This window comes from Streptomyces polyrhachis, assembly GCF_042663125.1.
Taxonomy (GTDB): domain Bacteria; phylum Actinomycetota; class Actinomycetes; order Streptomycetales; family Streptomycetaceae; genus Streptomyces; species Streptomyces polyrhachii.
Map to the genome: position 1 here is coordinate 11795 of NZ_JBHSZO010000049.1, position 21641 is coordinate 33435.

The 21641-nt window shown below is 73.6% G+C and carries 17 protein-coding genes; 5 read left to right on the plus strand and 12 right to left on the minus strand.

All coding sequences use genetic code 11. From position 1 onward, the window contains the following. Nucleotides 1-47: 47 nt before the first annotated feature. Both ACFQLX_RS23285 and ACFQLX_RS23290 read right to left on the minus strand, forming a co-directional pair. Complete coding sequence (locus tag ACFQLX_RS23285) at nucleotides 48-755, minus strand: L,D-transpeptidase family protein (RefSeq protein ID WP_386418193.1); 708 nt, start codon at nucleotides 753-755, stop codon at nucleotides 48-50. Nucleotides 756-958: 203 nt separating this feature from the next. Next, on the minus strand, nucleotides 959-1594 hold the full coding sequence (locus ACFQLX_RS23290) for a nitroreductase family protein (protein ID WP_386418164.1): 636 nt from the start codon (nucleotides 1592-1594) through the stop codon (nucleotides 959-961). Between the two features lie 125 nt (nucleotides 1595-1719). Between ACFQLX_RS23290 and ACFQLX_RS23295 the strand changes: the two genes are divergently transcribed. The 5 genes from ACFQLX_RS23295 (at nucleotide 1720) to ACFQLX_RS23315 (ending at nucleotide 6715) form a co-directional block, all read left to right on the plus strand. After that, nucleotides 1720-2760: a carboxylate-amine ligase gene (locus ACFQLX_RS23295; protein WP_386418166.1), complete on the plus strand. Its 1041-nt coding sequence runs from the start codon at nucleotides 1720-1722 to the stop codon at nucleotides 2758-2760. A gap of 33 nt (nucleotides 2761-2793) precedes the next feature. Next, nucleotides 2794-3447 carry an HAD family hydrolase gene (locus tag ACFQLX_RS23300; protein ID WP_386418168.1) on the plus strand — a complete coding sequence of 218 codons (654 nt, stop codon included), beginning with the start codon at nucleotides 2794-2796 and terminating at the stop codon, nucleotides 3445-3447. Between the two features lie 147 nt (nucleotides 3448-3594). Beyond that, complete coding sequence (locus ACFQLX_RS23305; RefSeq protein WP_386418170.1) at nucleotides 3595-5100, plus strand: S1 RNA-binding domain-containing protein; 1506 nt, start codon at nucleotides 3595-3597, stop codon at nucleotides 5098-5100. Further along, complete coding sequence (locus ACFQLX_RS23310; RefSeq protein WP_386418172.1) at nucleotides 5097-6011, plus strand: hypothetical protein; 915 nt, start codon at nucleotides 5097-5099, stop codon at nucleotides 6009-6011. Before ACFQLX_RS23305 ends, ACFQLX_RS23310 begins: the two co-directional genes overlap by 4 nt. A gap of 179 nt (nucleotides 6012-6190) precedes the next feature. After that, nucleotides 6191-6715 carry a hypothetical protein gene (locus tag ACFQLX_RS23315; RefSeq protein ID WP_386418174.1) on the plus strand — a complete coding sequence of 175 codons (525 nt, stop codon included), beginning with the start codon at nucleotides 6191-6193 and terminating at the stop codon, nucleotides 6713-6715. A gap of 160 nt (nucleotides 6716-6875) precedes the next feature. On the opposite strand, the gene ACFQLX_RS23320 is transcribed toward ACFQLX_RS23315, so the two are convergent. The 10 genes from ACFQLX_RS23320 to ACFQLX_RS23365 all read right to left on the minus strand — a co-directional run bounded on the left by ACFQLX_RS23320 (nucleotide 6876) and on the right by ACFQLX_RS23365 (nucleotide 21548). Further along, entirely contained in the window at nucleotides 6876-7430 is a 555-nt protein-coding gene (locus ACFQLX_RS23320; RefSeq protein ID WP_386418176.1) for an LURP-one-related/scramblase family protein, read from the minus strand. 54 nt (nucleotides 7431-7484) lie between these two features. Continuing rightward, nucleotides 7485-8840, minus strand: a complete 1356-nt coding sequence (locus tag ACFQLX_RS23325; protein WP_386418177.1) for an ABC1 kinase family protein — start codon at nucleotides 8838-8840, stop codon at nucleotides 7485-7487. Next, the gene (tatC, locus tag ACFQLX_RS23330) at nucleotides 8837-9787 is read right to left on the minus strand and encodes a twin-arginine translocase subunit TatC (RefSeq protein ID WP_386418179.1); all 951 of its coding nucleotides are present in this window, start codon (nucleotides 9785-9787) and stop codon (nucleotides 8837-8839) included. The genes ACFQLX_RS23325 and tatC overlap by 4 nt, the downstream gene beginning before the upstream one ends. Nucleotides 9788-9862: 75 nt before the next feature. Beyond that, a complete protein-coding gene (locus ACFQLX_RS23335; protein ID WP_386418180.1) occupies nucleotides 9863-10543 on the minus strand; it encodes a sec-independent translocase in 681 nt (226 codons plus the stop codon). A gap of 149 nt (nucleotides 10544-10692) precedes the next feature. Beyond that, nucleotides 10693-11589, minus strand: a complete 897-nt coding sequence (locus ACFQLX_RS23340; RefSeq protein WP_386418182.1) for an alpha/beta fold hydrolase — start codon at nucleotides 11587-11589, stop codon at nucleotides 10693-10695. A 48-nt stretch (nucleotides 11590-11637) separates the two neighbouring features. Beyond that, nucleotides 11638-12381, minus strand: a complete 744-nt coding sequence (locus tag ACFQLX_RS23345) for an NADPH-dependent F420 reductase (RefSeq protein ID WP_386418184.1) — start codon at nucleotides 12379-12381, stop codon at nucleotides 11638-11640. Further along, nucleotides 12374-12838: an acyl-CoA thioesterase gene (locus tag ACFQLX_RS23350; protein WP_386418186.1), complete on the minus strand. Its 465-nt coding sequence runs from the start codon at nucleotides 12836-12838 to the stop codon at nucleotides 12374-12376. Before ACFQLX_RS23350 ends, ACFQLX_RS23345 begins: the two co-directional genes overlap by 8 nt. Continuing rightward, a complete protein-coding gene (locus ACFQLX_RS23355) occupies nucleotides 12756-18605 on the minus strand; it encodes an SDR family NAD(P)-dependent oxidoreductase (protein ID WP_386418187.1) in 5850 nt (1949 codons plus the stop codon). Before ACFQLX_RS23355 ends, ACFQLX_RS23350 begins: the two co-directional genes overlap by 83 nt. Before the next feature lie 10 nt (nucleotides 18606-18615). Continuing rightward, on the minus strand, nucleotides 18616-19617 hold the full coding sequence (locus ACFQLX_RS23360; protein WP_386418189.1) for an enediyne biosynthesis protein UnbU: 1002 nt from the start codon (nucleotides 19615-19617) through the stop codon (nucleotides 18616-18618). Continuing rightward, nucleotides 19614-21548, minus strand: a complete 1935-nt coding sequence (locus tag ACFQLX_RS23365; protein ID WP_386418191.1) for a CRTAC1 family protein — start codon at nucleotides 21546-21548, stop codon at nucleotides 19614-19616. The genes ACFQLX_RS23360 and ACFQLX_RS23365 overlap by 4 nt, the downstream gene beginning before the upstream one ends. Nucleotides 21549-21641: the final 93 nt, after the last annotated feature.

Sequence of the window (21641 nt, forward strand, 5' to 3'; positions counted from 1 at the left end):
ACCGGGCCGCGCGGGCGTTCGCCTCGCGCGGCCCGGGTGGCTTGGTGCTACTTCCCGGAGTGGTTTCGCGGGATGCTGCGGTTCGTGCCCGGCTTGACGCCCCAGACGTAGACGGGGTCGCCCTCGCGCAGGACGTTCCACAGGCGTGCGGCGTCCTCGTAGCGGAGGTTGACGCAGCCGTGGGAGCCGCCCTTGAAGAGGTCGCCGTAGACGCCGTGGAAGGCCTGGCCGCCGTTGAAGAACTGGGCGTACGGCATGGGGGCGTTGTCGTAGATCGACGAGTAGTGGTCGCGGTTGCGCCAGTAGACCGTGTGCCAGCCCAGGCGGGTTTCGAAGTCGTCCTTGCCGGTGCGCACCGGGACGGGGCTGAAGACGACCGCCGAGCCGCGCTGCACCCACATGATCTGGCGGGTCAGGTCGACGCAGGCGACGCGGTAGCTGCGTACGGGGCAGTTGCCGGCCGCGTTGGGGTTCTTGCGGGCGACCTCCACGAGCATCATGCGGTACGTGGCCAGGCTGGCGTATCCGGTGGCGGGGGCGACCTTGTTGCGTACCTGGAAGGCGCGGATGGCCTCGCAGTCGGCCGCCGACTGGTGGCCGTCGGCGGGGCGTTTGAGGTAGCGCTCCATCTCGCGCTGGTACGGGCCGGTGCCGGCGGTGCACTTGGCGGTGGCCGGTGCGACGGCGGCCGGCGTCGCGCCCGGCCCTGTCGCGCCCGGTCCTGTCGCGCTCTGCCCCGCTGCCGCCGCCGGCACTGCCGCGGCCCCCGCGAGCAGCGGCGCCGCCGCCGCGCCTACCGCGAGCCACCGGCCCACGCGTGTCCGCCACCCTGCCGGCTGCCTGCGCTTGCCCACGCCAACCTCCTGGTCCGATCCGATCGTTCCGGACGGTAGCAGTCGGTCAGCTCTCCGTATCGTATGACGCGCAACAGGCGCCATAACAGGACGAATCGGAGCGCTCAGAGCCAGGTGGTGACCTCGTCCAGCCCCTTGCGTTCCAGGTCCGGAACACGGGCGCCGGGCGCCGGATAGCCCACCGGGATCACCAGGTGGGGGCGCTCCTGCGCGGGGCGGTCCAGGATCGTGTTGAGGAAGCGCATCGGGCTGGGCGTGTGCGTGAGGGTCGCCAGGCCGGCCCGCTGCAGCGCGGCGAGCAGGAAGCCGACCGCGATGCCGACCGACTCCTTGGCGTAGTACGGCTTGGGGCGGTGCACCTCGAAGACCACGATGACCGCCGGCGCGGTCTGGAGGAAGGGCTTGCGCCAGTCCGTGCCCAGCGGGGAGAGCGCCGCCAGCCACTCTTCGGAGGCGCGGCGCTCGTAGAACTCGCGCTCCTCCGCCTCGGCCGCGGTGCGCAGGGCGCGCTTGCGTTCGGGGTCGGTGACGACGACGAAGTGCCAGGGCTGCATGTTCGCCCCGCTGGGGGCGGTCGCCGCGCAGGCCAGGGCGGTGCGGATGAGGTCGGGGTGGACGGGGCGGTCGGAGAAGTCGCGGATGCTGCGCCGGGCGGCGAGGGAGGTCCTGAACTCCTCGACGCGGGTGCGGGCTTGGGCGGTGGGGAGTTCGGCGGTGGGGGCGGGGATAGTGAGGTTCACGGAAAAACTCCTTTTCCGCCCGGGTCCGGTGGCGGTGTCGTTAGCGTGATCGGCGGGAAGCGGCGCGGCGGCACGTACGGCCGCGGACCTGACTGCGGACACGACGACGGGCAGAGGTATCTGAGATGCAAGAACCATTAATGGGAGTGGAAGAAGAATATCTGGTCGTAAACCCACAAACCGGACATGCCGTGCCGCGCGCGGCGGAGCTCGTCGCCCGCTGCGCCTCCCCGCAGATCACCACGGAGATCACCCGCTTCCAGATCGAGGCGAAGACCGCCCCCTGCACCGACGCCGCCCCCGAACTGGCGGCGCTGCGCGCCCAGGTCGCCGCCGCCGCACGGGCCGAGGGGCTCGCGGTGATCGCCTCCGGCACCGCGATCCTCGGCGACACCGTGCCCCCGGCCCTCAACGAGCACCCCCGCTACGCCGTCGGCACCGCCACGTACCGCACGCTCCACGACGAGCAGTGCATCTGCGCCGTCCACGTGCACGTCCACCTGCCCGACCGCGAGGAGGCGGTGCTGGTCGGCAACCATCTGCGGCCCTGGCTGCCGACGTTGATCGCGCTGACCGCCAACTCGCCCTTCTGGCAGGGCCGCGACACCGGCTACGCCAGCCGGCGCGTGCTGGCCTGGGCCAAGTGGCCGGTCGCCGGGCCGCCGCCGTACTTCACCTGCTACGCCGACTACGAGCGCATCGTGGCGCAGCTGACCGAGGCGCGGGTGCTGGTCGACCCCGGCACGATCTTCTGGGACGTACGCCCCTCGGTGCGCGTCCCCACGCTGGAGGTGCGGGTGGCGGACGTGCCGCCCACGGCCGCCGCCAGCGCGTGGTTCGCCCGCCTGGTACGGGCCCTGGTGACGGTGTCCCTGGCCCGCGTCCGCGACGGCGACCCCGGCCCCCCGGTCTCGGCGGAACTGCTGCGCGCCGCGTACTGGCAGGCGGCGCGCGACGGCCTCGACGGCGGGGCGATCGACCCGCTGAGCGGACGGCTGCTGCCGGCGTCCGAGCGGGTACGGGCGCTGCTGGAGCACGTACGGGAGGCGGCGGACCTGAAGCCGCCACCGGCGACGGGGGCGGCGCTGCAGCGGGAGGCGTACGCACGGGGCGGGGCGAGGGGGGCGGTGAAGGCGCTGGTGGAGGCGTTCGAGGCGGAGGGGTGAGGGTCGGTCCACCGGGCCCCATAACCTCCCACCATGCGATACGACTTGGTGATATTCGACAACGACGGCGTGCTCGTGGACAGCGAGCCGATCGCCCACCGCGTGCTGTCCGAATACCTGACCGAACTCGGCTATCCGACGACCCGCGAGGAGTCGTACCGCGACTTCCTCGGCAACGCCGGGCGCAACGTGCACGACGTCGTCATGAAGCGCTACCGGGGCAGCCTGCCGGCGGACTTCGAGGCCCGCTGCCACGAACGGGTCTTCGCCGCCTTCCGCAGCGAGCTCACGGCATCGGCGGGCGCGGAGGAGCTGCTGAAGGCCCTTCGGCAGCAGGGCACCCTCTACTGCCTGGCGTCCTCGTCCAGCCACGAATGGATCCGCGTCGCCCTCGACCTGGCCGGCCTGCGCGCGTACCTGCCCGAGGACCGTGTCTTCAGCGCCCAGGACGTCGGCGTCGGAAAGCCGGCCCCCGACCTCTTCCGCCACGCGGCCACAACCATGGGCGTCGCTCCCGAACGCTGCCTCGTCATCGAGGACAGCCCCAACGGCGTCCTGGCCGCCCGAGCGGCCACCATGGACGTCTACGGCTTCACGGCCCTCACCACCCCCGCGAAGCTCACGGCGGCCGGCGCCACGGGGCTGATCTCGGAACTGCCGGAGGTGCTGGGCCTGCTGGCGCTCTGATCACAGCGCAGGGACTCCCTCGGCAAGCTGCCGGCGCCCTCTGCCAGACTGTGCCACCGGCAGCACTCCGAGCGTCCGGAGGCAGGCGGGAGGGTGAGACGGATGGTCAGTACAGCACCTGTGCCTTCGACCTCTGGGGGCAGTGACGTGCTGCCCTACGTCTACAAGGTCACCAAGTACGACCCCGCCGACTGCGATGAGCACGGCCACTACACCGGCGCCGAGCCTTCGACCAGCGACCACGGGCCGGTCGAAGCCGCCTATCTGCAGGCCGTTGCCGCCTTCGCCGAGGAAACCAGTATCAATCAACTGGCCATCCGCGAGCCGCAGATCGGAGGCTTCGTCCACTTCGGCCTGGAGCCACCGGTCGACGGCTACGGTCTGGCCGACCTGTTCCCCGCCGGCCTCTCCGGGTTCCACGACGGTGCACTGGTGTCGATCGGTGTCGGCCTGGAACTCGCCCGGGCGATGCTCCGCGACAACGGGGCCTGGTGCCGTCTGGAGGTGGAGGGAGTATTCGCGGTGCACGTCGGCTGGGACCAGTACCTCTACCTGGGCAGCAGTCGGCCCTGCGAAGGAGCGCTGGCCCACACCCGCTCGCTCGGGCTGTTCCCCGAACGCCTGGACTCATCGCCGTACGACTTCGCCCCCGATGACCCTGCGTACGTGCAGCGTCCGGCCGATGCCGACTTCTGGGAACGCCTGCGCTGGACGGTCGCCAACCACAGCGCCGTGTTCCTGGAGGAGGTCTTCGCCGGGAACGCTTCGCAATGGCACCGCCTGACCTACGACACCATCGAGACCGTGCGCTCCCGCCTCGCCCCACGCTCCCGGTTGGCGGTCTGGCCGGACCTGCTCACCGACATCGACACGGCCGTGGCCTCTATGCCCGACGAGGGCCTGGTGGAAATCCTCCGGGAGGACGAGGACGGGCGGATCACCAGCACGGTCGTGGACGAGACCGAGTTCGAGGCAGTGATCTCCCAGCTCGCCGGCGCGCGTGCTGTCGGCGTCATCTCCATGTACGCCGGTGAGGATCTCCCCCTGTTCACCGCTGTACTGCCGGACAGCGACGGTGTCCTGCGCGCTCGCTGGCAGACCGAGCCGACACCCAGCGACCGGAACTGGGCGTTCCTGAAGACCCTGCACCGCGGCCAGGTCGTCACCGGCACGGTGACGACCATCGCCGGCTTCGGCGTCACCTTCGTGGACATCGGCGGCTTCACCGCGATGATCAACATCCCGGAGCTGTCCTGGCGTCCCTTCAACCACCCGTCCGACGTCGTCAGCGTCGGCCAGGAGATCACAGCCGAAGTCCTCGACGTCGACATGACCAGGGAGCGGGTACCGCTGTCACTCCGGGCGGTACAGGAAGACCCGTGGCCGCAGGTGGCCCGGCAGGTCGGGCAGGTGGTCACCGGACCGGTCACCAGGATCGTGCCGTTCGGCGTCTTCGTCCGTATCGAAGACCGGGAGGACGGCTTCGAGGGGCTGGTGCACACCAACGAGCTGGATGAATCGTCGGAGAACGACATCGGGGTTGGCGACACCCTCACCGTGAAGATCATCGAAGTTGATCTTGCACACCGTCGCATCGCCTTGTCGCGTACCCAGGCCCGCACGAACCGCTCTCAGGAAGGCAGTTCGGCATGAAGAGCCAGGAGGCCGAGCTCGATCGGGACATAGCCGCGCTTCTGGCAGCCAGGGCGTTCACCGAGATCCGCCATCTGACCGGAGACGCGCAGCGCGTAGGGCAGGACAGCTCCCCTGACGAGACTCTGGACCGCATCAGGTTCCTGGCCGACCTGGGCCACAATCTTCCAGGCGTCGCACGGCCACGTCCCAGGAAGCCCTCCCGTCGGGGCAAGCCCCCCAGGAGCTTCGATCAAGCAATCAACGAACGACCGATGAGCTGGGTCTGGAACACCGCCGGCCCGGAGGCGCGAGCATGGATGCTGCGGCACATCGAGCAGGCAGGGCGAACCTGGACGCAACCCCCGCCCCTGCCGGCGCCCCGCAAGGACCCGTCTCCGATGACGCCGCAGCAACGGGGCAGCCTTCTGCTCAGGCGCTGGCCCGTCAAGACCCCCGCAGGGCGCCAGCCCCTGCCTCCGGAAGCGAACGTTCTCAAGGCCCTCGACATCGAGGAGATCTGCACCCTGCACGACGAGGCCCGACGGCTCCGGCTCGGCCTGGGTGGAAACACAGCATGGCTCCGGGCCCACCTGGCCACCGACGGCGTCCACTACCTGCTTCCGGACCCGGCGCACTACTACTGGCCCGGCACGCCGAACAGTCACGACGGCAGAATCGACTGGTGGCAGTGCGCCACGCTGCTGCAGATGTGCAACGGAGAGCAGGTCAGCGGCATGGTCGCCGTACTCCCGGAGATCTTCGCAGCGTTGCCCTCGACTTTGCCCCGGAAGGACCAGTTGCGACTCGTCCACCGCGTCCGCTCCATCGAGCGAGACACCTACCTTTGGGGTCGAGACCACGAGTCCGAATGCGCACCGCAGTTTTGCGGCTACGTCCCCGAACCGACTGACAGCGCTCCGCCGAGCTGAGCCAATGATTCGCACGACCCCAGCCGGACGACCCCGCCTGCGGAATCCACCGATGCGGATGAGATCGCCACGTTCCCCACGGCGCACCCCGGCCAAAGCCTGCTGCCTGAGGAAGCACCACCCCCAGCCACGGCACCCCGGCAACCCTCCCGGGGATTGATGCTGGCATCGTACGAGTCATGCGAGCAGCAGGAACGGCACCGGAACCGGAACCCTCAACACGAAGTGGTCTCGCGTCGCTGGGTGAGGCGGCGTGCCGCTATCAGGCGGATGAGATCCCCCCGGAGGACCTGCCGATGGTTGCCGCCGAGGCACTCGCAGCCGGGCTGGACACCCCGACGTTGTGCGAACTCGCCGGTTTGCCTCGCAACGCGGATGCCCGCGATATCCGCGACGCGTTCGAGCAAGCACTCTCCGAGGCCGGAGTCGAGTTGCCTGATCGGGGGTTGGCACGGCGCCACGCGCTACGTCGGCTGGCGGCAAGGCTGATCCACGGGGAAATCGCTGCCGCCGACCTGACGATGGACGACTGGTGGGAGACGGAGACCGAAACCGTTGAGGAGCGATCGTTCGTATCGCTGATCCCGCAATGCGGGTGCTGCATGGAGTACACGTTGGGGCTTGACCAGCGGACGTGGACGGCCGAGCTGCGGACTGCCGCGCTTGCCCTGACCTCGTCTCCGCCGGTCGGCCCCGGCTGCTGACTCTGCCCTGGCGGCACGGTCCCCCCGTCAAAGGCATGTGCCGGTCGAGCAGACTTCACCGAAGTGGCTGTTCAGCGGCCCAATCCAGCAGTCCCTCGCGGAGTCCGCGTAGCGGACGGGGAGGGCAACAGCTCAGCAGGGCTTGATCGAAAGCACATACTCACGTCCCCGGGTGCGTCATCGCGTCGAGTGCCACCACCGCGGCCAGCATGAGGACCGGGTCCGTGTCCGGGCCGATGTCCAGGCCGTAGGTGTCGCGTAGGCGGAACCACTTCTTCGAGACCTGGGCCAGTTTGTAGCCGTCGCGTTCGATCGCGTACTCGTGGTCGAGGATCCTGCCGTGCACCCGCAGGTCGGTGCCGTCCGCCAGGGTGATCCGCCAGCGGTCGCGCAGGAGGTCGATGAGGGCCTTCTTGACGAGGGCCGTGCGGTTGCCGTCCGCGTCCTCGATCGCCATCGAGTCCCTGAGCCGCAGCGGGCAGCTCCGCACGGTGGCGACGCGCTGGCCGTCCGGCTCCTCCAGGTGGTACGTGCGCCGAGCCCGCAGCACCTTGCCGTCGACCTTGTAGCGGTGCTCGCCGGCCTCGTCGTCGATCCAGTAGTCGTCGCCGACGGCGATCATCTTCTGCTGCAGTCGGTAGCGACTTACCCCCGCGCCCTGCTCGAAGGCGCGGTTGGCGTTGCGGCGGTCCCTGCGTTCCTGGAGCATCGTCATCCGTTCTGGTCGGTGGGCTGCGTTTCCGGCTGGGCGCCGCGCCCGGGTTCCCCCTCAGCCCGCCGGCCGCGCCTCCACCGGCTCCGGCGCCGGCTCCGGCTCCGGAGCCGGGGTGTACGTCGCGCCGAAGAGGGCGCGCATCAGGTACGGGCCCGCTTCCGCCTGGAAGTCGACGTCGGGGGCGAAGGCGCGCACCGTGCCCTCCAGGACCAGCAGGGACAGCAGGGGGAAGACGAACTCGGGGGCCGCGTACAGGCCGTGGCGGCGCTGGATGTCGAAGAGGGCGGCGGCGAAGGAGACCAGGTCGAAGTCGGCGGCCCTCGCCTTGCTGTTGGCGTGCACCAGCGCGGCCAGGTCGCGCAGGAAGCCGTCGGTGTCGGCGAGGGGGCCGGGGGTGGCGGTGGACAGGACGGTGCGGGCGCAGCGTTCGCCGTCGCCCTGCGACATCTGGAAGAAGAAGCGGGCGAAGGCGCGGCGCGTGCGGTCGTCCAGGCGCACCGTGAAGCCGACGTCGACCAGGACGACGTCGCCGCCGGGGCGGAAGTACAGGTTGCCCGGGTGCAGGTCGCAGTGGACGAGGCCGTCGAGGAAGAGCATCCGGTAGACGGCGTGCAGGGTGGCGCGCACCGCCCGGGTGCGCTGGGCGGGGGTGAGTTCCTCGGGCGCCAGGCGGCGCAGGTCCTCGACGTACTCCATCACCAGGGCTCGGTCGCCGCCCAGTTCGGGGTGGACGCGCGGGACGTGTACGGCCGGCTCCTCGGCGAGGTTGGTGCGGATCTCGCGCAGGTTGGCCGCCTCGCGGGCGGTGTCGAGCTGGCCGTGGATGGCCCAGGTGAGCTGGTCGACGATGTCGGTGGCGGGGAGGTCGCGCAGGTGCGGGAGGCGGGCGGCCAGGCGGGTGGCGCGGCGCATCAGCTCCAGGTCGACCGTCAGGCGTTCGGCGACGCGGGGGCGTTGGATCTTCACCGCCAGCTGCTCGCCGTCGGGGCCGGTGGCTCGGTGGACGCAGGCGATGGAGCCGGCGGCGACGGGGCGGGCGAGGCCGTCGGCGTCGCGGTGCAGGTGGATGCCGAGGGCCTCGAAGGGGCGCGGGTCGACGGGGGCGGGCTCGGGCCGTACCCGGTCGTGCAGGCGGCCCAGCGCCGTGCACAGCCGCGGCGGGAGTACGTCCACACGTGTCGCCAGGAGTTGCGCGGCCTTCACGAACGCGGGTCCCAGCCGGGTGGTGAGGTCGACGAGCCAGCGTTCGCGCCGGTCGGTGAAGTCCCCTCGTACGGCGCCCGCGACAGCGTGTCCGGCGAGGACGGCGCCGCCGCGGGCGAGGACGGCGGTGAGGCCGGCGCAGCGGGCGAGGAGCGCCCGGCGCGTGGGGGCGCTGGTGGGGCGGGGCAGGAAGTGGGCGGTGGTCACGGCTGCTCCCCCGTGCGCTGTACGGCCTCCAGCGGCGCGGTGGCCTCGGCCGCCGCGGGTGCCTTCTCCAGTGGGGCCGCCTCGTCCGGTGACAGGGCGCTGTCGCCGTCGCCCCGGCGCCGGCGGACGCGCTCGCGCCAGACGATGACGCCCAGCGCGAGCCCGAACAGCACGCTCAGGGGGAACGCCAGCACCACCATCGTCAGCGGGTCGCCGGTCGGGGTGGCCAGCGCGGAGAAGACGAAGATCGTCATGATGATGGCCCGCCAGCGCGCCTTGAGGGTGGCGGAGCTGAGGACGCCGGCGAAGTTGAGCGCGACGAGGAAGACCGGGACGACGAAGGAGACGCCGAAGACCAGGATCATCCGCAGCAGGAAGTCCAGGAACTGGTCGCCCTGGATGGAGTTGCTGAAGGAGTCCGGCGTGAAGCCGAGCAGGATCTCCAGCGCCTGCGGGAAGACCCAGTAGGCCAGTCCGGCCCCGGCGAGGAAGAGCGGTACGGCGGCCAGGACGAAGCCGACGGTGTAGCGCTTCTCGTGGCGGTGCAGTCCGGGGGCGGCGAAGGCCCACAGCTGGTAGGACCAGACGGGGCTGGAGATGACCAGGCCGGCGGCCATGGAGACCTTGAAGGTGAAGATCAGCGGGGTCATCACGCCCTGCATCACCATCAGGCCGTTGGGGCACTCCTTGGTCGCCTTGGCGATCGTCTGCACGCCCTCGATGTGGCAGCTGGGGCCGGTGAGGTGGGTGATCAGCCAGGGGTGGATGATCCAGCCGACGATGGTGGCGAGGAAGATGCCGAGCATCGCCTTGCCGATCCGGTTGCGCAGTTCGCGCAGGTGCTCGCGCAGCAGCATCTTCCTGCGGCCGTCGGAGGTTTGCGCACCGGGTGGCTGCCCGCCGTCCGAAGGGGCCGGGGACTGCGGTTCTCTGAGTTGGGTGTCCACGGGATCGCTCCTGGAGGATGAGCGGTTGGGGGCCGCCCGGCGGGTGTACGGGGGGACGCGGCGCCGGGGCGGGCCCTAGAAGTCGCGCCCCGGGGCGCCGTGCTCGGCGCCGGACTTGCTCAGGCTGACGGGCTCGGCGGCGGCAGGGTCGGCGCCAGCGGCGGGGTCGGGCGTCTGCTCGCCGGCCTGCGGGGGCACCTGGTCGAACAGGGCGCCCTGCCCGGGGATGACGTCGCCCTGGTCGGCGGAAGCGGAGTCAGCGGAGGCCGAGTCAGCGGCAGCCGTATCGGCAGCAGCAGCCGCGGCCGCCGCCTGCTCGGCCTTCACCTGCTCGGGCGAGCGCCAGTTCGTCTGCGGCATCGGCGGCGTCGGCATACGCGGGATGGGCGCGGTGAGCGCGTCGGTCCCGGCCGGCATCCCCATCGAGGCGGCCGAGGGGTAGGGCACGTTGGCCGGCCAGCCCTGCGGCTTGCTGCCCTTCTCGAAGGGCGGCTCGGGGCGTACCCAGGGCTTCTCCTCCTCAAGCAGGTGCTTGTGGATGAAGGCGCGCGGGTTGAGGTCGCGCAGGCTGAGGTCCTTGTACTCCGGGCCCAGCTCCTCGCGGACGCTCTCGGTCGCGCCGCTGAGCATCGTGCGCAGCCGGCGCAGCGTGCGGGCGGCCTCGCCGACCGCCTTGGGCAGCTTGTCGGGCCCGTAGACGAACAGTGCGATCAGGGCGAGGGCGACCAGGGTGAACGGGCTCAGGTTGAACACCATGGACTCCAAATCAGACGGCGGCCGCCGGGTGGGGCGACTGCCCATCATTACGTTCATTCCAGCGCCCGCCCGCTCCCGCTATGTGCGGGTTCGGGGGTTTCACCCGATGGGCGGTGCCGGTGGGGGCGGACGGGTGCGGGCGGGGCGGGTCAGTGCGCCAGCCATGCGGCGCTGCGGGCGGTGTTCTCGCCCAGGCCGTCCCAGAAGTCGAGCAGCATACGGCCCAGTTGCGCGGGGTTGTCGTGGTACGTCAGGTGGCCGGCCTCCGGTACGACCCGGTACTCGGCGTCCAGTGCGCGGGCCAGCTCCTCCCCGGCGGCGTCGTCGACCAGGCGGTCCTCCTCGCCGCGTACCACCAGCACGGGCACGCCCGCGGCCCGTACCTGCGCGGCGAGGTCCGCGTGGGCGGTGGCGGTGGCGAGCTGGCGCAGGCTGACGGGGTGGCTGCGGGCGAGGCGCTGCTGGACGACCTGGCGGCGCGCGGGGTCGAGCACGCCGCCGCGGTGCTGGGCGGCGGCCAGTCCCTCGCGGTCGCAGCAGCCCAGGCCGGCGGCCTTGGCGACGCCCTCCCAGACGGGCGAGAGGAGGGTGAGGCTGACGTAGCGGGAGGGGTGGGCGACGCGGCGCCCGACGCTCAGGGCGACGGCGCTGGCGGCGACGAGGGCGCCGGCGCCCTGGCCGACGAGGTGGACGGGCTTGCGCGCGCACACGGCGGTGATGGCGACGGCGAGGTCGTCGGCGAGGGAGGGCAGCGTGTAGGCGGCGGGGTCGTCGACGCCGGGGGTCTCGTTCTGGCCGCACTGGTCCAGGGCGAAGAGGCGGTGGCGGCCGGTGGCGACCAGTTCCTCCATCAGCGGCACGAAGTCCTCCTTGGCGCCGGAGACGCCGGGGACGAACGCCACCCGGGTGCCGTCCCAGTGCGGGCCGAACAGGCCCCGCTCGCGGATCTGCACGCCCCGCAGCGGGCCGTTGGGGGCGGGCATCCACACCGGGATGGTCCGTACTGCCTCCGGGGAGGCGTGGTCGCAGGCGGTGCTGTCGCACATGTCTTCAGTCCCCTTGTCTCACGTTGTCTCACAGGTGTCCCGTGCCGGTCACAGCGGCTCGGGCCGCACGATCCGGCAGCCGACCAGGCCGCTGCGGCCCGAGGCGGTGTCGATGTGGTGGAGCAGCCGTGCCAGGTGCTCCAGTTCGCGGGCGTGCGCGAGGCCGCCGGCGGGTACGGGGTCGAAGCCCAGCGCCCGTACCCAGGCGCACACCGTCTCGCGGGCGCCGGGATCGTCGGCGACCACGGGCACGCTGAGGTGTTCGAGGCCGTACGGGTCGCCCGCGCCGGCGGCGGCGTGCAGGCGCAGCGCCTTGGCGGAGACGGTGTTGAACGCCTTGGCGACGCGGGCGGCGGGCAGCCAGGACGCCAGCCGCTCCGTCTCGCTGCTCTCGCCCGTCTCGCCGCCCGCCTCGCCCCCCGTCTCGTACGGGCCGCGCGGCGCCGGCATGGCGGGGCGGCGGAAGAGCGGGTTGGAGACGTCCAGGACGACCTTGCCCGCCAGCACCGGCGCCAGGTGCAGCGCCAGGTGCTGCAGCGGGATCCCCGGCGGGGTGGCCAGCACCACCAGGTCGGCCGCCGCCACCGCCTCGGGCGGCCACAGCTGCGCGACGTCGCCGGGGAGTCCGGGCCGGCGCAGGCGCGGGGTGCGTACCCCCGCGACGACGTCCAGTCCCCGGCTGCGGGCGGCGTGCACCAGGGCGGAGCCCATCCGCCCGCAGCCCAGCACGGCGGTGCGGGCGGGGAGCGCGGCGCGCCCCTCGGACACGGCCCCGGTCAGCGTCTCAGGCACGGCGGGCCGCCGCGACGGTCGCCGGTTCGCGCTCGTAGGGGCGCAGGGCGCGCGAGAGCTCCTCGGGGACCTCCACCGGCTCCACGCCGTGCGCGGTGCGGCGCATGCAGGCGATGGTCTGCTCGCCGCGCGCCGCGAGCTGGGCGGCGGCGCCGTCCAGGCGGAAGTAGTCGAAGAGCATGGTGACGCGGTTGGCCTCGCGGGCGCCGAGCGACATGCGTACCTCCACCTGGTCGGTGGCGTACAGCTCGGCGAAGAAGTCGCAGCGGCTGGAGACGGTGACCAGCGCCAGGTCCTCGCGCAGGGCGCGCATCACGCCGGGGGCGTGCTCGGTGAGGAAGTGCTCGCGGCAGTGGCCCTGCCAGAGGAAGTAGTTACTGAAGTACACGTTCCCGACGAGGTTGGTCTCCTCCAGCGTCACCAGGTGCCGGTGGTCGTACGTCCTGCGCTGCCACATGTGCCTCTCCTGCCCGTCCCGCTCGTTCCGCTTCGGCCAGTACGGCCACGGCGATGACCGCGTCCGCCCGCCCCTCCTGTGCGCCCGTCTCCCGCAGCGCGCCCTCGGGTGCGAGGTGGGCGGGGAGCACCGTGCCGGCCAGCAGCTCGGCGCCGCTGCGCAGGCGCACCCAGCCGTCCTCGAAGACCCCGTCGAGCACCAGCGGCGCGGTGGGGCCGCGCCCCGCCTTGGCCAGGCACTCGGCGGCCGTCCACACCCGGGCGGCGACGACGTGCGCGGGCTCGTCCAGGACGGCGCGCAGCTGCTCGAAGAGGCCCTGGTAGGGGGCTGGGAGCACCGCCTCGGTGTCGCCGGGCGCGGCCTGCTGCCAGTCGACGGCCGTCCCGGCGGGGGCGCTGGCGGTGAGGGTCAGTCCGGCGCAGTGGCTGCGCGAGGTGCCGTGCGGGGGCCGGACGGGGGGCACGCTGCGGGCGGCCTCCCCGCCGGGCTCGATACGCAGGGTCAGCGCCGGGTCCAGGCCCAGGGCGAGGGCGCCGCGTTCCAGGTGTACGGACAGCAGCCGCCGTGTCCAGCGCCCGCGCCGGTGCAGCGGGCCCACGTCGCGCAGCCGCAGCCCGCGCCAGCGCAGCAGCAGCCGGCCCTGGGCGTCGCGGGCGTCGACGTCCCAGACGTAGTTCCCGGCGCCGAAGTGGCGCTCGCGGCCGTGGACGGTGACCTCGCCCTCGGCGCCCGGGACGGGGCCGGGGGCGCACCACAGCTCCTCGCAGCCCACGGGCAGCAGGCGGCGGTGGGGGACGCATGCCTGGAGGGCGTGGATGGTGGCGTCGTTGCGGCCGGGGCTGCCCAGCAGCAGGCCCTGCGCCTCCCCGGCGCCGAACCAGCCGGCCTCCAGCGCCTGCGGGAGGCGGGCGGTGAGGTGGCGGGCGGCCAGTGCGGTCAGCTCGCCGACGCGGCGGAAGCGGCCGGTGTGGAAGTACAGCGGTCCGTACAACTCCTCGGCGGGGACGGGCTGTTGCCCGTCCTGCGGCGGAGTCACCCCGGCCTGCTCGGGGGCGGCGTCGAGGGGGAAGCGGGCGCGGAAGTGGTCGGCGCCGAAGGCGCTCTCGTCACTGCGCAGCACCACCGACACCGAGCCGTCCTCGACGAGCGCGGCGATACGGACCGTGCGCGGCCCCTCCGCGCCCAGCGTCACCGGCCGCTCCAGCGCCACGTCGCGGGCCAGCCGCAGCGGCATGCCGGCGAGCGCGGAGGCGGTCTGGGCCATGGCCTCCAGTCCGACCACGGCGGGCAGCACGGGCAGCCCGTCGATGCGGTGGTCGGCCAGGTACGGGTCCGAGGCCCCCGACAGGGCGGTGTCCACGACGAGTTCCACGCCGGGGTAGTGCACGCGCGGCTGCCCGAGGAAGCGCCGCGCCTGCCCGGTGGGCGCGGCGTCCAGCGGCGCGGGCGGCAGTCCCATGCGGCCGTGGACGGCGACGGCGGTGGGCAGGGCGGGGGTCTCGGTGAGGCGCAGCAGCAGGTCGATGCCCAGGTCGGCGGGGATGGGGGTGACGTCCAGGCGGGCGAGCTGGTCCAGGACGCCCAGGCGTTCGCCCATGCCGACGCCCGACCAGACCGACCAGTCCAGCACCAGGCTGCGGCAGCCGGGCAGCTCGCGGGCCAACTGCTCGAACTGCTGGCGCAGTTGGCCGTTGGCGAGGGCGTAGTGGCACTCGCCGGGCAGCCCGTAGCGGCCGATGACGGAGCCGAAGCCGACCAGGAGGCGCAGCTTGGTGGGGTCCAGGGCGCCCAGGAGGTGGCGCAGTCCGGCGGTCTTGGGTGCGAGGTGGGCGCGCAGCTGGGCTTCGGTGAGGTCGGTGAAGCGGCGCGGGTCGTTGACGCCGGAGGCGTGGATGAGGGCGGTGACCGGGCCCAGTTCGCGCTGCAGGTCGGCGACGGCGCGGGCGGTGGCGGCCGCGTCGGTGAGGTCGGCGCTGCGGTAGGCGGCCGACAGGCCCCGTTCGGCCAGGCGGTCGAGGTGGGCGCGCAACTGCGGGTCGGCGGCCGGGTCGCTGCGGCCCAGGAGGGCCAGGCGGGTGCCGGTGCGGACGGCCAGGGCGAGGGCGGCCGCGTAGCCCAGGCCCTTGCCGCCGCCGCTGACCAGCAGGACGTCGTTGGGGCCCAGCAGGCGGTCGCCGCCGGTGGGTTCGGGCAGCGCGGTGGTGGCGGGGCGGTGGCAGCGGCCGTCCTCGTCGAGGGCGAGTTCGGTCAGGACGCCGGGGGTGGCGCAGGCCAGGGCGGCCGCGTTGGTCAGGCCCTGCTCGCCGGCGGGGGTGCGCAGGACGGTGATGCCCAGCTCGGGGTGCTCCTGGTGGAGGCTGCCGGCGAAGCCGGAGAGTCCGGAGCCGTGGGTGAGCAGGACGAGCCGGCCGCCCCGTACGGCGGAGGTGACGGCGGTGAGGAAGGCCCCGGCCAGGGCCGGGTTGTCGGCGTCGGGGACGTACAGCAGCTCGGCGTGCCCGTCGGGCGTGCCGGTGAGCACCCGGCGGGCCAGGGCGCCGCGCGGGTCGCTCTCGGCGGCCACGACGGTGACGCGGCCGGGCCGGTCGGCGCGGTCGGCCGGGTACGGGGCGGGCGCGGGGTGCAGTTCCTCGGTGAAGCAGCGCAGCCAGGGCGCCACTCCGGCCGGGGGCTGCTGGGCGCTCTCCCCGGCGGCGGGCAGCTCGCGCAGCACCTCGACGATCTCGCCGAGGGTGGCGTCCGCCATCGTCAACGGGGCGGCGGGGGGCTGGAGTTGAGCTTGACGGGCGGCCTCGGCCAGCAGCTGGGTCACCTTCAGCGAGGACAGGTGCAGATCGCTGAGCAGGTGCGCGTCCGGGCCGATCGCGCCGGGCTCCAGCTCGGTTGCCTGCGCGACCAGCCGCAGCACCAGCGCGGTGAGGTCGCGCTCGGGCTCGCCGCGCCCCTGCTCGGGTACGGGTACGGGGTCGGGCGCGGCCAGGGCGCGGCCGGGGCCCGGTTCGGGGCGGCCGGGGCCCGGTTCGGGGGTGGCGCAGGGGTTGGGGATGAACACCCGCTCGCGCCACGGGTCCACGGGCCGCGCCTCGCGGCCCTCGAAGAGCGCGCCGGTCTCGTGCAGCGCGCCGGCGGCGAAGAGCGCGGCGGCGCTCTCGGCGCGGGCGCGCGAGTCGGTGGCGCCCAGGTCCAGGGAGACGGCCGGGACGGAGGTGGGGGCGGCCAGCCGGGCCAGGGTGCGGCCGGGGCCGACCTCGCAGAAGAGGTCGGCGGTGGGCGCGGCCCGGGTGAGGGCGTTCCAGAAGCGCACCGGGGCGGCCATCTGGACGCAGGTCAGCTCCTCGGCCTCGGCGGCGCTGCGGCAGGGCTCGCCGCTGACGGTGGAGTACAGGCCGGGGCGCGGGGCGCCGAAGGCGGTGGCGCGCACGTGGGGGGCGAAGTTCTTCGCCGCCTCGGCGACGGCCGGGGAGTGGAAGGCGTGGGCGACGTCCAGGGCGGCGGTGGCGATGCCGCGCTCGGCGGCGCGGGCGGCGAGGGCGTCGAGTTCGTCCAGGGGGCCGGCGGCGACGTGGGCGGTGGGGCCGTTGTAGCCGGCGATGACCAGGGAGGTGCCCGAGCACAGGGCGTGCGCGGTGGCCGCGTCGGTGGCCAGGGCGAGCATCCCGGTGTGGGGGGTGCAGCGTTCGGCCATCAACTCGCCGCGCCGTGCGACGAGTTGGGTGCTCTGCTGGGGGGTGAGGGCGCCGGCCCAGACGAGGGCGGCGAACTCGCCCAGGCTGTGTCCGAGGGCCGCCTCGGCCCGTACGCCCAACCGCTCCAGCCAGCGCAGGCCGGCCAGGGAGGCGTGGTGGATGGTGCTCTGCGCGGTGGCGGTGTCCGCGCCCGGCGCCGCGGCCATGGGGTATCCCCTGCTCGAAGAGCTTGGGGAAGGGCGCGCGGTCTCGCCCAGGTCGGCGCCGATGTCGCCCAGGTCGCGGTACAGGGGCGCGCCCTGCCCGGGGAAGAGCAGGGTGACGCGGCCGGGCGCGGCGTTGCCGACCCACAGGCCGGGGCGCGTCGCGACCGCGCCCGGGGCGCAGTCGGCGAGGGCGCGGGCGGCGCTGCGGGCGCGCTCGGTGAGCTGCTCGGGGGTGGCGGCCAGCAGCGCGGCGCGCACCGGGCCCGGGTGGGGCGCGCGGCCCCAGGCGCAGGCGAGGTCGTGCACCTCGGCGTCCGACAGCCGCGGCGCCGCCTGCGCCAGCCGCTCCAGGCGCGCCACCAGCTCCGCGCGGTCCTCGCCGCTGAGGAGGACGACCTCGGTGGCGGGCTGCGCGCGGCGCGCGGGGACGAGGGGGGCGGGGGCGGGGCGGGCGCGCAGGGGGCGGCGGGGCCCGCTGAGGACGAGGTGGGTGTTGATGCCGCCGAAGCCGAAGGCGCTCACCCCGGCGATCCGCTCCCCCGCCTGCCAACTCCTGGCCTCGTCAAGGACGTTGAGGACCGCGCCCGGCGCGGTCAGGCGCGGCTCGGGGTCCTCGCAGCCGGTGGTGGGGGGCAGGACGCCGTGGTGGACGCTCAGCGCCGCCTTCAGCAGCCCGGCCACGCCCGCGGCGGCCTTGGTGTGCCCGATGTTGGCCTTGACCGAGCCCAGGGCGGCGGGGTGGCGGGCGCCGGCGCGCAGGGTGGTGAGGGCGCCCAGTTCGACCGCGTCGCCCACGGCCGTACCCGTGCCGTGGCCCTCCAGCAGTCCCAGCGCCGCCGGGTCGATACCGGCCCGGGCGTAGGCGCGGCGCAGGGCGAGGAGCTGGCCGGGCTCCTCGGGGCGGGTGATGCCGCCGGCGCCGTCGGAGGACATGCCCCAGCCGCGGATCTCCGCGTAGACGCGTACCCCCGAAGCCGCCGCGTCGGCGCTGCGCATCAGGGCGACGACGCCGCAGCCCTCGCCGGGCAGGAAGCCGGTGGGGCGCCGGTCGTAGACGCGCATCGCGTCCTCGGCCAGGGCGCCGATACGGGCGAAGCCGACCAGCTCGAAGGGGTCGAGGCTGATGTCCACGCCGCCGGCCAGGGCCAGGTCCGCGCTGCCCTCGTGCAGCAGCGAGCAGGCGTTGATGACGGCGAGCAGCGAGGAGGAGCAGGCGCCGTCGACGGTGAAGCCGCCGCCGTGGAAGTCGAAGTGGTTGCAGATGCGCCCGGCGATGGTGTTGGCCAGGCCGCCGGCGAGGAAGTCGTCGTCGGGCTCGGGGAAGGGCGCCAGGTAGCGCTGCGCGCCGCGGGCGAGGATCTGCTCGCGCAGCGCGCCCGCCACGCCCTCCTCCTCCAACGTCGCCTCCAGTACGGAGCGCACGTACGGCCAGCGCAGCCGCATGCTCCGCGCCCGGGTGACCTCGCCGGTGAGGGTGTTGCCGATGACGACCGCGACGCGCTCGCGGTCCAGTCCGCTGCCGCCGGGCGCGCCCGCGTCGGCCAGGGCCTTCGCGGCGGTCTCCAGGGCGAGCCAGTGCGCGGGGTCGGTGGAGCGGTGCACGGAGCCGGGCACGCGGAAGGCGGCGCGGTCGAAGGACCAGCCCTCCAGCACGGCGGCCTTGGTGGCGTAGACGCTGTCGGGGCTGGTGCGGGTGGCGTCGAAGTAGTCCTCGACGGCGAGGCGTTCGGCGGGCAGCCGGCGAAAGGCGCGGCGCTTGCGCACGACGAGGTCCCACAGCTGGGCGGGGTCGTCGGCGTCGGGGTAGCGGCAGGCCATGCCCACGACGGCGATACCGTCGTGGGCGGGCGTGCGGGCGGGGTCGGCGGCAGTCAACAGCGCTCCCTCACAGGGCCTGGGCGGCAGCGGCGGGCTGGGGCTGGGGGGCGGGCGCGGCGGCCTCCTGGCGCGGGGCGGGGACGGCGCCCCGGTCGCGCAGGTTGACCGCCAGCAGCACTCCGGCGCGCAGCACGCAGGCGATGATCAGGGCGAAGAACAGGCCGAAGACGATGTGGAAGTGGACCAGCACCCCGTAGACCGCGGCGATCGTCACCCCGAAGACGACCTGGTTGCGCTTGCGGAAGGGCGAGGTGCCGGGGTCGGTGATCATGTAGTTGGTGAACAGGACGAACGCCGGGCCCGTCATCACCAGCAGCGCGCTGAGGGTGGCGACGTCGGTGAAGGCGCCGCGCAGCAGGGCCTGCGCGGCGAAGCCGCCCAGCCAGCCCAGGATCAGCGGGAGCTTCCCGGTGAGCTTGCCGTTGAGCAGGGAGCCCAGCACCAGCACCACCAGCGGCGGAACGGCGTCCACCCAGCCGGTCAGCCACTCGCCGAACTGGTAGGGCGGGGCGATGCCCACCCAGGGGAAGGCCAGCAGCACCACGACGATGCCGAAGTTGCTGGGGTTGAGGACGTGGCGGGCCGCGCCGCGCACCTTCACCCGGATCAGGTACTTGCTGGAGACGCCGACCACGGCGGCCAGCACGGTGGGCCACAGGTTGCTGTTGGCGTACAGCAGCATCGCGCAGGCCAGACCGCCGATGTAGGCGGGCAGGAGGAAGTCGACGAACTCGCCGGCGGGGCGGGCGTAGCGCGGGGAGCGGCGCTGGCCCCAGGCCTCGACCGTCTCCAGCAGCAGTTCGGTCAGGACGGCCGCGGCCACGGAGATGAGCGGGGTGGCGTACGCCTGCTCGAAGCCCAGGACCGTGTGGCCCAGGACGGTGGCGGCGGTGATGGACATCGCGAAGCGGCGCAGTGCCTTGCTGCGGCGGCAGGGCCCGCACGGCGCGGCGGGTTTCGTCGGGCCGGCGGCGGCCTGCGGGGCCGCGCAGGTGTGGATGGTCGTCATGCGCGGACCTCGCGAATCGTTCCGTCGGCGGTCAGGAGCAGGTCGTGCCAGCCCGGCCGCAGGGTGGTGGTGGCGCGGTGGGTGCGGCCCCGGGTGTCGCGCCAGGAGACGTCCACCTTCACCGGTGTCTCGGCCTTGCGGGCGCCCAGGCCGAAGAGCAGTTCGGGGGCGGCGACGCCGCCGTGGCCGCCGGCCGGGTAGAGCTGCTGCTCGCTGACGGCGCCGCCGGGCTTGTGCAGCCGGGCGACGGCGCCGGTGGCCGGGGTGCTCGCGCCGCGGGCGCCGGCGGGCAGGCGCAGGCGCAGGCCCACGAAGTCCCCGGCCTTGGAGCGGTTGTGGTAGAGCACCGACTGGCCCCACTGGTTGGCGGCGACGAAGTCCAGCCGCCCGTCGGCGTCCACGTCCCCCACCGCGAAGCCGCGGGTGACGGCGGTGGAGCCCACGCCGGCCTCCTTGGCCACGTCGACGTAGCGGCCCTTGGCGGTGCGTACGAAGAAGGTGTTGGGGTCGCTGCCGGAGAGGTCGTCGCCGGGCTTGATGTCCGGCCACAGCCCCGGGTGCTTGAGGATGAGGTCGTTGCCCATCGCGGCCTCCTGCAGCTGCGCCCAGCGGGGGGTCTTCCCCTTGACGAAGCCGGTGGCGTGCATGACCTGCGGGTAGCCGGAGTTGTCGAAGTCGGCCGCCGCGACGTCCCAGGTCCAGCCCGAGCGCGACATGCCCATCGACTCGCTGTGGTCGTCGTAGGGGGCCTCGCCGCGGTGCAGCGCCCGGCCCAGCTCCTTGCGCGAGGCGGTGGGCTTGAAGACGAAGTTGGACTCGTGCAGCGCGTAGTCCTCGGTGATGTTGCCGACGACGATGGCGGCCTTGCCGTCGGCCTCCAGGTCGGCGAAGGCCACGCCCATGCCCTTGAAGGAGTCGCGGCCCACCACCTTGGACTTGGGGGTGGTGAAGTGCCGGCTGCCCTTGGCGGTGGCGAAGCGCACCGCGCCGGGCTCGGAGTTGTTGACCAGCAGCCGGTCGGGGGCGAAGTCGTTGGCCTGGTAGACCTCCGGGCGGCCGTCGCCGTCGAGGTCCTGGCTGGCCAGCGCCAGTGTCCAGCCGTGCAGCGGCTTGTCGCCGAAGGCGTCCTCGACCTCGGTGAAGTTCGCCTGCGGGTCGGCGCCCGTACGGCCGGAGGCGAAGCGGAAGACCCGCAGCGAGCCGCCGTTGCCGGCGTTGGACATCGAGGAGGGCATCTGCAGCGAGTCCTGCTCGGCGGTGGGGTCCAGCACGCGGGCGCCGTCGAGGAAGTAGTTGCCGACCACCAGGTCGGGGCGGCCGTCGCCGTCGTAGTCGCCCACCGTCATGGCGTTGGTGTTCCACACCGGGCTGCCCTCGACCAGCTCCCGCGCCACGTACGCCCGCGCGCCGGGCTTCGCGCCGGGGACGCGCATGAACAGCACCGGCGAGCGGCCCCAGTAGTAGACGGCGACGTCCTGCCAGCCGTCCTGGTTGAAGTCGGCGGGCGTGCAGCCCATCGGGGCCGCGTAGGAGGGCATCGGCAGTCCGGTGGCCTGCAGGGTGAAGGGCGCGAAGCGCTTGCCCGTACGGGGCGCGGGGCGCACGGTGACGGTGTCGGTGCGGGTGTCGACCAGGCAGATGTCGCGGGCGCGCGTGCCGCCGTCGGCGGCGAAGACGCCGGCGCCGGCGCCGACCGAGGAGATCCACGAGCGGATGTCGCGGAAGGCCGGGGCGACGGGGCGCACGGTGCGGTCGCCCGCGCGGGTGGGCGCGTTGAGGCCCAGCGGCGCGAAGCTGAAGGGCGCCGCCGCCTGGGCGCGGTCGCGGGCGGAGACGTCCTCGGGCCAGGCCAGGGCCAGGGCGCCCAGGCAGCAGCCCAGGGCGACGGCCTTGACGGCGTGTTCGCGCAGGTGGCGGGAGACGGGGGTCATCGGGGGCTCCGGTCGGGGGAGGCGGCGGGGGCGGGCGCGGAGTCGGTCGCGGGGGCTTTCGTACGGGACCGGGTGGCGCGAAGTCGGAGGCCA

Bases quoted from the DNA above. Each gene is read 5' to 3' on its own strand.
- ACFQLX_RS23320 (WP_386418176.1), bottom strand. From the start codon at position 7,430: ATGACGATGCTCCAGGAACGCAGGGACCGCCGCAACGCCAACCGCGCC.
- ACFQLX_RS23315 (WP_386418174.1), top strand. From the start codon at position 6,191: ATGCGAGCAGCAGGAACGGCACCGGAACCGGAACCCTCAACACGAAGT.
- ACFQLX_RS23365 (WP_386418191.1), bottom strand. From the start codon at position 21,548: ATGACCCCCGTCTCCCGCCACCTGCGCGAACACGCCGTCAAGGCCGTC.
- ACFQLX_RS23350 (WP_386418186.1), bottom strand. From the start codon at position 12,838: ATGTGGCAGCGCAGGACGTACGACCACCGGCACCTGGTGACGCTGGAG.
- ACFQLX_RS23335 (WP_386418180.1), bottom strand. From the start codon at position 10,543: ATGGTGTTCAACCTGAGCCCGTTCACCCTGGTCGCCCTCGCCCTGATC.
- ACFQLX_RS23300 (WP_386418168.1), top strand. From the start codon at position 2,794: ATGCGATACGACTTGGTGATATTCGACAACGACGGCGTGCTCGTGGAC.
- ACFQLX_RS23360 (WP_386418189.1), bottom strand. From the start codon at position 19,617: ATGACGACCATCCACACCTGCGCGGCCCCGCAGGCCGCCGCCGGCCCG.
- ACFQLX_RS23310 (WP_386418172.1), top strand. From the start codon at position 5,097: ATGAAGAGCCAGGAGGCCGAGCTCGATCGGGACATAGCCGCGCTTCTG.
- ACFQLX_RS23340 (WP_386418182.1), bottom strand. From the start codon at position 11,589: ATGTGCGACAGCACCGCCTGCGACCACGCCTCCCCGGAGGCAGTACGG.
- ACFQLX_RS23295 (WP_386418166.1), top strand. From the start codon at position 1,720: ATGCAAGAACCATTAATGGGAGTGGAAGAAGAATATCTGGTCGTAAAC.